Source organism: Kitasatospora sp. NPDC091257 (assembly GCF_044757675.1).
Lineage (GTDB): Bacteria > Actinomycetota > Actinomycetes > Streptomycetales > Streptomycetaceae > Kitasatospora > Kitasatospora lactacystinica.
The window spans coordinates 1-12,447 of record NZ_JBIVVI010000110.1; the positions used below are offsets into that span (position 1 = coordinate 1).

Consider the following 12,447-nt stretch of genomic DNA (forward strand, 5'->3'; position numbering starts at 1 on the left):
CCCCGGCGACCGTCGGCTCCGACCGCAGCAGGGAAGGGGGCCCGCCGAAAACTACCGGGAGTGACTGCGAGGCCGGCTGTCCGGACTCCGCTCCCCACCGGGACGGCAACCGCGCGAGGCCCGTCACCGGTATGCCGGAGCGCCCGGGACTTCTCGCGTCGTGCGGTGCCCAGCAGGCCCCACGACCCCGATCCGGACTTCCTTCCACGGCCTTCACATACCGCCTGACCTGCGTATTTCCTGACCGTGCCGGTGAACCCACGGCCGTCGGCGAGCGCCCGGGCGGTTCTTGACCATGCTTCGTGGACGCTGCTACACATCGACCCGTCGCCGACCTCACCGGGGCGGCGGATCTTCTGTGGGCACGACCGTGGAGGAACCGTGGCGCAATCACCCACCGTACTGGCCGACAGGCTGGACTTCCCGACCAGCCTCACCTTCGACGACGCGGGCCGGATATACCTGGCCGAGTCCGGACTGCCCTTCGGGGGCGCCGCCCCCGGCGGCCGGATCTGGCGTCTGGACCCGGGAACCGACACCTCGTCACGCACCCTGATCGCCGACGGCCTGGCCGCCCCGGTGACCGGACTGCTCTGGCACCAGGACCACCTGTACGTCTCCGAGGGCGGGGCCGGCCGGATCGTCCGGATCGGCCCGGACGGGCAGCGGGCCGTCATCGTCGACGGCATGCCGGGGCCCGGCAACTACCACATCGACATGGCCGTGGCCGGCCGGGACGGGAAGCTGTACTTCGCCCAGGGCGCGATGTCCAACCTGGGGATCATCGGGCTGGACGCCTACGAACTCGGCTGGCTGGGACGGCTCCCGCACTCGTACGACATCCCCGGCCTCGACATCGAGCTCACCGGCTTCAACGTGACCACGGACGACCCGCTGGCCGGCCGGCCCGGCGCGCGGACCACCACCGGCGCGTTCGTCCCGTTCGGCACCGCGACCCGTCCCGGGCAGCGGGTACCGGCCGGACTGCCGTGCAGCGCGGCCGTGCTGCGCTGCGACCTCGACGGCGGCAACCTGGAGCTGGTGGCCTGGGGGATGCGCAACGCCTTCGGCCTGGGCTTCCTGCCGGACGGCCGGCTGCTGGCGGTCGACCAGGGCGCCGACGACCGCGGCAGCCGGCCGATCGGCAACGCCCCCGACCTGCTGTTCGAGGTGCGCGAGGGCGCCTGGTACGGCTGGCCGGACTTCATCGGCGGCATCCCGGTGACGGACCCGGCGTTCAAGCCCACCCGCGGCCCGCAGCCGACCTTCCTGCTGGCCAACCACGGCGAACTCCCGCCGCCCGAGCGCCCGGTGCTCGACTTCGAGTCGCACGTCGCGGCCACCAAGTTCGCCGTGGCGCCCCCGCGCTCGCCGCTGGCCGGACAGCTGGTGGTCACGCTGTTCGGGGACGAGGCGCCGATGACCCTGCCGCCGGGCGGCCCCCGGCTCGGGCGCGACCTGCTGCTGGTCGACCCGACCGACTGGTCCACCCGGGGCCTGCCGTCCGGTCCCGAGCTGCACCGGCCGATCGACGTCGGCTTCGCGCCGGGCGACGACGCGCTGCTGATCCTGGACTTCGGCGAGTTCGAGATGACCGACCACGGCGTCGAGTCCCGGCGGGGCACCGGCCGGCTCTGGCGCTGGGCGGGCTGGGACCGCGCGTAGGACGTCATCTCCTCCTCACCGAAAGGGAGTCGCACCATGGCAGGCAGGACCGGACTATGGCTGGTCGGCGGCAGGGGGTCGGTGGCCACCACGGCCGTCTGCGGCCTCGCCGCCTTGCGGGCCGGGCTCGTCCCCGCGACCGGCAGCGTCAGCGAGCGGCTCGACCTCGATCCGGGCGTCTTCCCCGGCTGGTCCGAGCTGGTCACCGGCGGCCACGACCTCGTCCCCACCCCGCTGGGCAAGCGGGCGGAGGAACTCGCCGCCGCGGGTGTGCTGCCCGGTCGGCTCCCGGCGGCGGTCGCCGAGGAACTCGCCGCCGCCGACCGGGAGATCCGCCGCGGCCACGACCCGGACGACGACGCCCCGGCCACCCAGGCCGAGGCGGCGGACCGGCTCGCCGCCGACCTCGCGGACTTCCGGCGCTCCCACGGCCTGGAGCGGGTCGTGGTGGTCAACGTCTCCTCCACCGAGCCCCCGCTCCGGCCGCTGCCCGAGCACGCCGACCTGGCCGCCCTCGACCGCGCCCTCGCCCAGGAGGGGCGCCGGGTGCTCGGCCCGGCCGCCCTCTCCGCGTACGCCGCGTTCTCGGCCGGCTGCCCGTACGTCGACTTCACCCCGTCGCCCGGTCTGCGCATCCCGGCGGTCGCCCAACTGGCCGACCGTCACGGCCTGCCGTACGCGGGCTGCGACGGCAAGACCGGCGAGACCCTGCTGCGCAGCGTGCTGGCACCGATGTTCCTCGCCCGCGGGCTGCGGGTGCGGTCCTGGTCGGGGACCAACCTGCTCGGCGGCGGGGACGGCGCCAACCTCGGGGTGGCGGGCCGCGCGCAGGGCAAGCTGGAGTCCAAGACCCGCGGGCTGGCCGCGCTGCTCGGCGGGGAGGTCACCGCGCCGCTGCACATCGACCACGTCCCCGACCTCGGCGAACGCAAGGTCGCCTGGGACCACGTCTCCTTCGAGGGCTTCCTCGGCACCTCGATGAGCCTGCAGCTGAGCTGGGACGGCTACGACTCGGCGCTCGCCGCGCCGCTGGTCCTGGACCTCGCCCGGCTGGTGGCCGGTGCGCACGCGGCCGGGGAGTCCGGGCCGCTCGGCGCGCTGGCCTTCTTCTTCAAGGACCCGCTCGGCAGCGACGAGCACCGGCTCGCCCAGCAGGAACAGGACCTGGTGTCCTGGGTGCGGCGGATCGAGGTGGCCCGATGAGGGTCGCCCTGCGTCCGTGGCTCGACCTGGTCCGGGCACCGGCGGCGCTCACCGTCCTCGGGGACACCGTGGCCGGCGCGGTCGCCGCGGGCCGTCCGCTGCGCGGCCGGCGGCTGGCCCTGCCGCTCGCCTCCGTCGCCCTGTACTGGTCGGGGATGGCGCTGAACGACTGGGCGGACCGGGCGGTCGACGCGCTGGAGCGCCCCGAGCGTCCCGTCCCGTCCGGTCGGATCGCGCCCGGGGCCGCGCTCGCCGCGGCGGCCGGGCTCGGCGCCACCGGGCTGGCCCTGGCCGGTCTCGCGGGCGGGGCCGACGCGCTGCGCATCGCCGTCCCGCTCACCGCGGCGGTGTGGGCGTACGACACCGTGCTGAAGCCGACCCCCGCCGCCCCGCTGGGCATGGCGGCCTGCCGCGGCCTGGACGTCCTGCTCGGCGCCGGATCCGGGCACTGGCGGGCGGCCGGCGTCCCGGCGCTGGCGCTGGCCACCCACACTCTGGGCGTGACCGCGCTGTCCCGCGGCGAGGTCCACGGCGGCCGCTCCACCGATGCCCGGCTGGCGGTGGCCGCCACCGCAGTCACCGCCCTGCTGACCGGCACGGGCCGGGCCGCCTCGGCCCGGCACCGCACGGCCGGGGCGCTCTGCGCGCTGGGGTACGCGGCCGCCACCGGTGCCGCCCAGCTCGCCGCCGGCCCGGCACGCTCCACCGGACGGACCGCGGACGACACCGCGGACGGCACGGCGGGCGGCACGGCGGCGGCGGTCCGGGCCGCGACGGTGGCCGGGATCCACGGCATGGTGCCGCTGCAGGCCGGGCTGGCCGCACGGCTGGGCTCGCTGCCGGCCGCCGCGCTGGTGCTGGGCGCCCTTCCGCTGGCCCGCCGGCTGTCCACCCGCAGGAGCCCGACGTGAGCGCGATCGCCGTCGGGTACGGCACCAACGGCTTCGCCAACCACCGGCTCGCCGACGCGATCCGGGTCATCGCCGACCTGGGCTACACCTCGGTCGCCCTCACCCTCGACCACCACCACCTCGATCCCTTCGGCCCGGACCTGGCCCGGGAGACCGACCGGCTGGCGGCGCTGCTCTCCGCCGCGGGCCTGCGCTGCGTGGTCGAGACCGGCGCGCGCTTCCTGCTCGACCCGTACCGCAAGCACCACCCCACGCTGGTGTCCGGGGACGCCGCGCCGAGGATCGACTTCCTGCTCCGCGCCGTCCGGATCGCCGAGTCGCTCGGCGCCGACTGCGTGTCCTTCTGGTCCGGTGTGGGCGAGCCCGGGGTGGACGCACGGACCAACCGCGCACGGCTGGTCGAGCACCTCGGCCCGGTCCTGGCCGAGGCGCAGCGCCGCGCCGTGCGGCTCGGCCTGGAGCCCGAGCCCGGCATGGTCGTCCAGCACCTCGACCAGGCGCTCGACCTGCGCCGCGAGCTCGGCGAGCCCGACGCCCTCGGCATCACCCTCGACGTCGGGCACTGCGTGGCCGTGGAGCCGGTGGACGCCGCGCAGTGCGTCCGGCGCGCGGCCGGGCTGCTGGTCAACGTCCAGCTGGACGACATGCTTCCGGGCGTCCACGAGCACCTGGAGTTCGGGCAGGGGCGACTCGATCTCGCCGCGACGCTGGCCGCCCTCGACGGGATCGGCTACACCGGCGTCGCGGCGGTCGAACTGCCCCGGCACAGCCACGCCGCACCGACCACCGCACGAACGGCCCTGGCGGCGATACGCCGGGCCCAGGAGACCGTTTCCGTTCCGCCGGCGCACACGGGTGCGCCGGCGTCGTCCACGATCGGAGACCGCCCATCATGACCGACACCGAGAAACACCGCTGGCTCGAAACCAGCGTCTACGGCGGGAGCCGGCCGGCCCTGCCGCCGGACCCGCAGGAGGACTGGCTGACCTGCGCCGAGCGCCGGGTCCGCGAGTGGCCGGGCACGATCCACCAGGAGTTCCCGCTGGCCGGCCGGATGGTCGGGCGCGGGCCGGTGCGGCCGGACGCCGACCCGCAGGGGCTGGTGCACGGCACGGCCGACGACCGGGCCCGGGCCCGGCTGCTCGCGGTGCTGGCCGGGGCCCTGCCCGGGGCGGTCCTGGCGGCCGAGGTCGAGAAGCTCTACCGGCACGGCGACGCCGCCGAGCGGCGCGGGGTGCTGCGCGCGCTGCCGGACCTGCCGGACGGCGTGCGCCGGCTCGGCCTGGAGCTGGTCGCCGACGGCCTGCGCACCAACGACCCGCGACTGGTCGCGGCGGCGATGGGCCCCTTCGCCGCCCGGCACCTGGAGCAGGACCAGTGGCGCCACGGCGTGCTGAAGTGCCTGTTCACCGAGGTGCCGCTGGGCGCCGTGGCGGAGCTGGTCGCCCGCACCGACGCCGAGCTGCTGCGGATGGCCCGCGACCTGGCCGAGGAACGGCGGGCGGCCGGCCGGGAGATCGGCTCCGACCTGCGCGTGCTGCTCGGCATGAGCGTCCTGCTGGCCCTCGTCCCGCCGCGACCGCAGGAGGCCTGGTCATGAGGATCTTCGACCCGCACATCCACATGACCTCGCGCACCACCGACGACTACCGGGCCATGCGGACGGCCGGTGTCCGGGCGGTGGTCGAGCCGGCCTTCTGGCTCGGCCAGCCCCGTACCAACCCGGGGTCCTTCACCGACTACTTCGACGGCCTGCTCGGCTGGGAGCGGTTCCGGGCCTCCCGGTTCGGGATCAGCCACAACTGCGCGCTCGCCCTGAACCCCAAGGAGGCCAACGACCCCCGCTGCGTCGAGGTGCTGGACGTCCTGCCGCGCTACCTCGGCAAGGACGGCGTGGTCGCGGTCGGCGAGATCGGCTACGACTCGACGACCAGGGCCGAGGACGAGGCCTTCGCCCGTCAGCTGGAGCTGGCCGTCGACCACGGACTGCCGGTCCTGGTCCACACCCCGCACCGGGACAAGCACGCCGGCACCCGCCGCACCCTGGACGTGGTCCGCGAGTCCGGCATCGCCCCGGGCGCCGTCCTGGTGGACCACCTCAACGAGGTCACGGTGGCGACGGTCGCCGACTCCGGCTGCTGGATGGGCTTCTCGATCTACCCGGACACCAAGATGGACGAGCACCGGATGGTCGCCGTCCTGCAGGAGTACGGAACCCACCGGATCCTCGTCAACTCGGCCGCCGACTGGGGGAATTCGGACCCCCTCAAGACGCACAAGGTGGGCCGGGCCATGCTGGCGGCCGGCTTCACCGCGGCGGACGTGGACACCGTGCTCTGGCGCAACCCCGTCGAGTTCTACGGCCGCAGCGGGCGGCTGGTCCTCGACGAGGGGCTCCAGGACGACGCCGACGGCGCCTCCTTCGCGGGCAACTCGGTGCTCCGGGGCGGATCGTGAACCGGCTCTGCTACTCCACCAACGTCCATCCGGCCGAGGACCTGCCCGGCATCCTCCGGCAGCTCGACACCTGCGCAGTTCCGATCCGCGAGCGCACCGGCTTCGACCGGCTCGGGCTGGGCCTGTGGCTGGCCGCCGACGCCGCCTCCGCACTGGCCGCCGACCCGTCCCTGCTCCGCCGGCTGCGGGTCGAACTGGACGCCCGGGACCTGTCCGTGCTCGCCCTGAACGCCTTCCCCTACGGCGGCTTCCACCAGCGGGTGGTCAAGCACGCGGTGTACCGGCCGGACTGGACCGAACCCGCCCGCGCCGCCTACACCGCCGACTGCGCCACCGTACTGGCCGGCCTGCTGCCCGACGACGCCGACAGCGGCAGCATCTCCACGCTGCCGCTGGCCTGGCGCAGTCCGTGGTCCCCCGCCGCGGACCGGGCCGCCGAGCAGGCGCTGCGCCGGACGGCGGCGGCGCTGCGCACGGTCTCGGCCCGGGCGGGCCGGCCGATCCGGCTCGCCGTCGAGCCGGAACCGGGCTGCGTGCTGGACACCGTCGAGGACGCCGTCGGCTGGCTCGCCACCCGCGCGGACCTCGAATTCGTCGGCCTCTGCCTGGACACCTGTCACCTGGCGGTCTCCTTCGCCGACCCGGAGCGGACGGTGGCCGCCGTCGAACGGGCCGGCCTGCGGGTGGTCAGGATCCAGGCCTCGGCCGCCCTGCACGTGGACGACCCGAACGACCCGGCGGCCCGCCGGGTGCTCGCCGACCATGCCGAACCCCGCTACCTCCACCAGGTGCGGGAGTCGGACGGCGCCGGCCGGGTGCTCACGGCCGACGACCTGCCGGAGGCGCTGGAGCGGCTGCCCGGCCGGTGGCCCTGGCGGGTGCACTTCCACGTGCCGCTGCACGCCCCGCCCCCCGCGCCGCTGCGCGCCACCACCGATGTGCTCCGCCGGGCGGTGGCGGCCGTGCGGGAGCGGACGGTGATCGAGGTCGAGACCTACACCTGGCCGGTGCTGCCCGGGCGACCGGCCGGTGCCCCGGACGACGCCCCCGTGGACATCCCGGCCGGGATAGCCGCCGAACTCACCTGGGCCGAGCGCGAACTGATCAGCGAAAGGGTGGACGGTTGAAACCCGTGGTCCTGCTGGACGTGGTCGGCCTGACCCCGCGCCTGCTGCCGTACATGCCCAACCTCACCCGGCTCGCCGAGCGCGGCGGGTCCGCCCCGCTGCGCACGGTGCTGCCCGCCGTCACCTGCAGCGTGCAGTCCACGCTGCTCACCGGCCGCCTGCCCGCCGAGCACGGCGTCGTCGGCAACGGCTGGTACTTCCGCGAGCTCGGGGAGATCCACCTCTGGCGCCAGCACAACCGGCTGGTCCGGGCACCGAAGGTGTGGGACACCGCACGCTCCCGGCATCCCGGCTACCGGGTCGCCAACGTCTGCTGGTGGTACGCCATGGGCGCCACCACCGACCTGCTGGTCACGCCGCGCCCGGTCTACCACGCCGACGGCCGCAAGTCGCCCGACTGCTACACCCGGCCGGCGGCGCTGCGCGACGAACTCACCGCCGAGCTGGGGCCCTTCCCGCTCTTCCAGTACTGGGGCCCGACGGCCGGGATCGCCTCCAGCCGCTGGATCGTCTCGGCGGCCCGCCGGATCCTCGCCGCCGAGCGGCCCGACCTGCTGCTGGTCTACGTCCCGCACCTGGACTACGACCTCCAGCGCTTCGGGCCCGACGCGCCGCAGGCCGTGGCCGCGGCCCGGGCGGTGGACGCCGAGCTGGCACCGCTGCTGGAGCAGGCGGAGCAGTCCGGCGCGACCGTGGTCGCGCTCGGCGAGTACGGCATCACCCCGGTGCGGCGCCCGGTGGACATCAACCGCGAACTGCGCCGGGAGGGCCTGCTGGAGGTGTACACCCAGGCCGGGATGGAGTACCTGGACCCGTGGGCCTCGCGGGCCTTCGCCGTCGCCGACCACCAGATCGCCCACGTGTACGTCCCCGACGAGGCGGACCTGCCCAAGGTGCGCGACCAGTTGCTCCGGCTGCCCGGCGTGGCCGAGGTGCTGGACCGCGCGGACCAGGCCCGCCACGGCCTCGACCACCCCCGGTCCGGCGAACTGGTGGCGGTGGCCGACCCCGACGCCTGGTTCACCTACTACTACTGGCTGGACGACACGCGGGCCCCCGACTTCGCGCGGTCCGTCGAGATCCACCGCAAGCCCGGCTACGACCCGGCCGAGCTGTTCTTCGACCCGGCGGACCCGCTGGCCAGGGCCCGGGCCGCGCTCGGCCTGGCCCGCAAGAAGCTCGGCCTGCGCCACACCATGAACGTGGTGCCGCTGGACCCCTCCTGGGTCCGCGGTTCGCACGGCCGCCTGCCGGACTCGCCCGCCGACGGCCCGGTGCTGATCTGCTCCGACCCGGCCTGGCGGCCCGTCCTCGACGCGGCCGGCGCGATCGGCGCCACCGACGTCCCCGAGCTGCTGCTGGGACTCCAGGGCCTGGGCCGCTGACGCGCGGCCGTCACCGGTCGTTCAGTGCTTCGGCCCGGGACTCCAGGTAGCGGCGCTCGGGGATGCTGCCGGTGCGCCGGGCGGCCTCCCGGAAGCTGTTCCGGGCGGCCTCCCGGTCACCGCTCATCTCCAGCAGGTGGGCGCGGACCGCGGCGAGCCGGTGGTGGTCCGCGAGCCGGCCGTCGGACTCCAGGGCCGCGAGCAGTTCGAGCCCGGCCGCCGGGCCGAGGGCCATCGCGCGCGCGACCGCGTGGTTGAGCGTCACCATCGGGCCGGGGGCCATCTGCTCCAGCACCTCGTAGAGGGCCATGATCTGCGGCCAGTCGGTGTCCTCGGCGTGCGCGGCCTCGCCGTGCACGGCCGCGATGGCCGCCTGCACCTGGTACGGCCCCGCCACCATCCGGGGGAGGGTCTCGGCTATCAGCGCCAGCCCCTCCTTGAGCGCGGACTGGTCCCAGGCCGAGCGGTCCTGCTCGGCGAGCGGGACGAGGCTGCCGTCGGGCCGGGTGCGGGCCGGCCGGCGGGCGTCGGTCAGCAGCATCAGGGCCAGCAGACCCGCGACCTCGCCCTCCTCGGGCAGCAGCCGGTGCAGCTCACGGGTGAGACGGATGGCCTCGCGCGCCAGCTCGGGCTGCAGCAGGTCGGGACCGCTGGTGGTGGTGTAGCCCTCGTTGAAGATCAGGTAGAGCACCTGGAGCACGACCGCCAGCCGTTCCTTGCGCTCGCTCTGCGGAGGCATCCGGAACGACGACCCGGTGGACTTGATCCGCTGCTTGGCCCGGCTGATCCGCTGGGCCATGGTCGCCTCGGGGACCAGGAAGGCGTGCGCGATCTGCACGGTGGTGAGACCGCCGACGGCGCGGAGGGTGAGCGCGACCTGCGAGCCGGGGGTGAGCGAGGGGTGGCAGCACAGGAACAGGAGGGTGAGCATGTCGTCCTGCTCGGCCGCCTTCGGCTCCTCGCCGGGACCCGGCGTCACCGTCTCGTCGGCCGGGGTGAGCGCGGCGGCGGTGGCCTCGCGGCGCTGGCGGGCCTGCTCGCTGCGCAGCCCGTCGATCACCCGGCGGGCGGCCACGGTGATCAGCCAGGCCCGGGGGTTGCCGGGGACCCCCTGTTCGGGCCACTGGACGGCGGCGGCCAGCAGGGCGTCCTGAACGGCGTCCTCGCAGGCGTCGAAGTGCCCGTAGCGGCGGACGACCGCGCCGAGGACCTGCGGTGCGAGCGATCGGAGCAGGTCCTCGACCCGGACGTCACGGTTCATCGGCTCAGCTCTCCGTATCGGCTTCGAAAACGACCTGGCGCACCTCGACGCCGGTGTACCGGGCGTCGGGGATCAGGCCGGCCAATTCGATCGCGCGTTCCTTGGACGCGCACTCGACCAGGTAGTACCCGGCCAGGAACTCCTCGGCGGCCAGGTAGGGGCCGTCGGTGATCGCGGGCAGCCCGTCCCGGACCCGGACCGTGGAGCTGCCGGACGGATCGGCGAGGGCCTGGGTCACCACCATCTCACCGGAGTCGAGGATGTTCTGCTGGAACGTGGCGTGCCCGGAGAAGACCTCGTTGCGCTCTCTCTCGGACAAGCCGTCCCAGACTACCGGGTTCATGTGGATCAGCAGCATGTACTTCATCTCATCATTCCTTGGTCCCTTGCACGGTCGACTGGTGCTCTGCACTTGAGACGTCGCCGCCGAAGACCCTCCCTCGACATCCAAGCCCAGATCACGGCCCTTCGCGCGGGTTTCCGCCGCAGACGTCGAGACCGTGTCGCCGGGTCCGACGTTCCGGGTGTGACGGCACCCCCGGGTGCCACCTGCCCGAGAATCCGGAAGGACCCCGTGATGAGCGACACCACACCCCCCAGCGCGCCCGCGCCCCGGGCCGGACGGCGGGAGTGGATCGGGCTGGCCGTCCTCGCCCTGCCCGCCCTGCTGGTCTCGATCGACGTCTTCGTGATGCTGCTGGCCCTGCCCAGCCTCGCGGACTCCCTCCATGCCGGCAGCGTGCAGCAGTTGTGGATCACCGACATCTACTCGTTCATGCTCGCCGGCCTGCTCGTCACCATGGGATCGCTCGGCGACCGCATCGGCCGGCGCAGACTGCTGCTGATCGGCGCCGCCGCGTTCGGCCTCGCCTCCGTCGCCGCCGCCTACGCCGTCAACCCCGCCATGCTGATCACGGCGCGCGCCCTGCTCGGCGTCGCCGGCGCCACCCTCGCGCCGAGCACCCTCTCCCTGATCACCGCCATGTTCCAGGACGCCCGGCAGCGCGGCGCCGCCTTCGGCATCTGGGGCGCGTGCTTCTCGGCCGGCGCCGTCGCCGGCCCGATCATCGGCGGCACCATGCTCGCCCACTTCTGGTGGGGCTCGGCCTTCCTGATCGGCGTCCCCGCGATGGTGCTGCTGCTCGTGCTCGGCCCGGTGCTCCTGCCCGAGTTCCGCGACCCCGACGCCGGGCGCCCGGACCTGATCAGCGTGCTGGAGTCGCTGGCCGCCGTCCTGCCCGCCATCTGGGGCCTGAAGGAGATCGCCAAGGACGGGTGGCAGCCCCTGTCGATCGCGGCCGTCCTGGCCGGCCTCGGCTTCGGGATCCTCTTCGTCCACCGCCAGCACCACCTGACGCATCCGCTGCTCGACCTGGGCCTGTTCCGGCACCGCGCCTTCACGGCCGCGCTGCTCAGCCTGTTCCTCGGCACCATGCTCACCGGCGCGGTGATGTTCTTCGTCACCCAGGCCCTGCAACTGCTGTACGGACGCGACCCGTTGCACGCGGGCCTGTGGATGCTGCCGGCGATCGTCGCCAACACGGTCGGCTTCACCCTGTCCCCCAGGCTCGGTCAGCGCTTCCGTCCGGCGTACCTCATCGGCGGCGGACTGGTCCTGGCCACGATCGGCATGGCGGTGATCACCGGGGCCGAGCCCGGCTCCAGCCCCGCCGTGCTGATCGCCGGCTTCGCCGTGGTCTTCCTCGGCTCCGGCCCGATGGTCACCCTCGGCATGGGCCTGGTCATGGGCTCCGCCCCGGTCGAGAAGGCCGGCTCCGCGGCCGCACTCAACGAGACCAGCGGCCAACTCGGCTTCGCCCTCGGCATCGCGGCCCTCGGCAGCGTCGGCGCCGCCGTCTACCGCGGCGCGCTGCACCTTCCCGAGGGCCTGCCCGACGGGGCGGTCCGGGCCGCGGGGGACTCCCTCACGGGCGCGCAGGAGGCCGCCCGTTCCCTGTCCGGCGAGGTCGCCGACGCCCTGCTGACGCCCGCCCGGGCCGCCTTCGCCGTCGAGCTCCACACCGTGGTCACCGTCGCCGGCGTCCTGCTGCTCGTCACCGCCGCCCTGGTGACCGCCCTGCTCCGCCACCTGCCGCCCACCGGCCGGCCGTCGGACGAGGCCGCCGCCGGGCCCACCGGGGGCTCCGGCACCGTCCCCGCGGCGGGCTGATCGCGTCCGTCCCACCCGCCCGACGGGGCGGTCACTCGTACGGCGTACCTCCCCGTGCCCTGCCGACGACGCGGTCGTTGTGGGCGCGGGCGCCCGGTCCTGACGGGCGGCCCGGATCGCCCACGAGGAAAGGTGTGGACCGTATGTCGCAGTTGGTGTCGGTGCAGTGCTTCAATCTGTCGCGCGACGGCTTCGGAGCCGGCGAGGGACAGTCCCTGGAACGGCCGTTCGGCCACGCGGACCCCTCCCCCTTCTTCTCCTGGGCGGG

At 74.7% G+C, this 12,447-nt stretch carries 11 protein-coding genes; 9 read left to right on the forward strand and 2 right to left on the reverse strand.

Annotation, left to right across the window (positions count from 1 at the left end):
• Nucleotides 1–381: 381 nt before the first annotated feature.
• Genes ACIQOV_RS07825 through ACIQOV_RS07860 form a run of 8 tightly spaced genes read left to right on the forward strand, consistent with a single transcriptional unit; the run spans nucleotide 382 to nucleotide 8,748 of the window.
• The gene (locus ACIQOV_RS07825; RefSeq protein ID WP_401046092.1) at nucleotides 382–1,665 is read left to right on the forward strand and encodes a PQQ-dependent sugar dehydrogenase; all 1,284 of its coding nucleotides are present in this window, start codon (nucleotides 382–384) and stop codon (nucleotides 1,663–1,665) included.
• A 36-nt stretch (nucleotides 1,666–1,701) separates the two neighbouring features.
• On the forward strand, nucleotides 1,702–2,868 hold the full coding sequence (locus ACIQOV_RS07830; RefSeq protein WP_401046093.1) for an inositol-3-phosphate synthase: 1,167 nt from the start codon (nucleotides 1,702–1,704) through the stop codon (nucleotides 2,866–2,868).
• Nucleotides 2,865–3,779: an SCO3242 family prenyltransferase gene (locus ACIQOV_RS07835; RefSeq protein WP_401046094.1), complete on the forward strand. Its 915-nt coding sequence runs from the start codon at nucleotides 2,865–2,867 to the stop codon at nucleotides 3,777–3,779. The genes ACIQOV_RS07830 and ACIQOV_RS07835 overlap by 4 nt, the downstream gene beginning before the upstream one ends.
• Entirely contained in the window at nucleotides 3,776–4,675 is a 900-nt protein-coding gene (locus ACIQOV_RS07840) for a sugar phosphate isomerase/epimerase family protein (RefSeq protein WP_401046096.1), read from the forward strand. Before ACIQOV_RS07835 ends, ACIQOV_RS07840 begins: the two co-directional genes overlap by 4 nt.
• Entirely contained in the window at nucleotides 4,672–5,379 is a 708-nt protein-coding gene (locus tag ACIQOV_RS07845) for an EboA domain-containing protein (protein WP_401046099.1), read from the forward strand. Before ACIQOV_RS07840 ends, ACIQOV_RS07845 begins: the two co-directional genes overlap by 4 nt.
• Complete coding sequence (locus ACIQOV_RS07850; RefSeq protein WP_401046102.1) at nucleotides 5,376–6,236, forward strand: TatD family hydrolase; 861 nt, start codon at nucleotides 5,376–5,378, stop codon at nucleotides 6,234–6,236. Before ACIQOV_RS07845 ends, ACIQOV_RS07850 begins: the two co-directional genes overlap by 4 nt.
• Nucleotides 6,233–7,363, forward strand: coding sequence for a metabolite traffic protein EboE (gene eboE / locus ACIQOV_RS07855; RefSeq protein WP_401046103.1), 1,131 nt, complete (start codon nucleotides 6,233–6,235; stop codon nucleotides 7,361–7,363). Before ACIQOV_RS07850 ends, eboE begins: the two co-directional genes overlap by 4 nt.
• Nucleotides 7,360–8,748, forward strand: a complete 1,389-nt coding sequence (locus ACIQOV_RS07860) for an alkaline phosphatase family protein (protein WP_401046105.1) — start codon at nucleotides 7,360–7,362, stop codon at nucleotides 8,746–8,748. Before eboE ends, ACIQOV_RS07860 begins: the two co-directional genes overlap by 4 nt.
• Nucleotides 8,749–8,758: 10 nt before the next feature.
• Here ACIQOV_RS07860 and ACIQOV_RS07865 read toward each other — a convergent pair whose 3' ends face one another.
• Complete coding sequence (locus tag ACIQOV_RS07865) at nucleotides 8,759–10,009, reverse strand: RNA polymerase sigma factor (protein ID WP_380358210.1); 1,251 nt, start codon at nucleotides 10,007–10,009, stop codon at nucleotides 8,759–8,761.
• Between the two features lie 4 nt (nucleotides 10,010–10,013).
• Nucleotides 10,014–10,376 carry a YciI family protein gene (locus tag ACIQOV_RS07870; protein ID WP_401046107.1) on the reverse strand — a complete coding sequence of 121 codons (363 nt, stop codon included), beginning with the start codon at nucleotides 10,374–10,376 and terminating at the stop codon, nucleotides 10,014–10,016.
• Nucleotides 10,377–10,586: 210 nt separating this feature from the next.
• On the opposite strand from ACIQOV_RS07870, the gene ACIQOV_RS07875 reads away from it, so the two are divergent.
• Nucleotides 10,587–12,179: an MFS transporter gene (locus tag ACIQOV_RS07875; RefSeq protein ID WP_401046111.1), complete on the forward strand. Its 1,593-nt coding sequence runs from the start codon at nucleotides 10,587–10,589 to the stop codon at nucleotides 12,177–12,179.
• The last annotated feature ends 268 nt before the right edge of the window (nucleotides 12,180–12,447 follow it).

What these genes read in the sequence shown, in the direction of transcription:
- ACIQOV_RS07830 (WP_401046093.1), top strand. Translation starts at nt 1,702, where the DNA reads ATGGCAGGCAGGACCGGACTATGGCTGGTCGGCGGCAGGGGGTCGGTG.
- ACIQOV_RS07835 (WP_401046094.1), top strand. Translation starts at nt 2,865, where the DNA reads ATGAGGGTCGCCCTGCGTCCGTGGCTCGACCTGGTCCGGGCACCGGCG.
- ACIQOV_RS07845 (WP_401046099.1), top strand. Translation starts at nt 4,672, where the DNA reads ATGACCGACACCGAGAAACACCGCTGGCTCGAAACCAGCGTCTACGGC.
- ACIQOV_RS07850 (WP_401046102.1), top strand. Translation starts at nt 5,376, where the DNA reads ATGAGGATCTTCGACCCGCACATCCACATGACCTCGCGCACCACCGAC.
- ACIQOV_RS07865 (WP_380358210.1), bottom strand. Translation starts at nt 10,009, where the DNA reads ATGAACCGTGACGTCCGGGTCGAGGACCTGCTCCGATCGCTCGCACCG.
- ACIQOV_RS07870 (WP_401046107.1), bottom strand. Translation starts at nt 10,376, where the DNA reads ATGAAGTACATGCTGCTGATCCACATGAACCCGGTAGTCTGGGACGGC.
- ACIQOV_RS07875 (WP_401046111.1), top strand. Translation starts at nt 10,587, where the DNA reads ATGAGCGACACCACACCCCCCAGCGCGCCCGCGCCCCGGGCCGGACGG.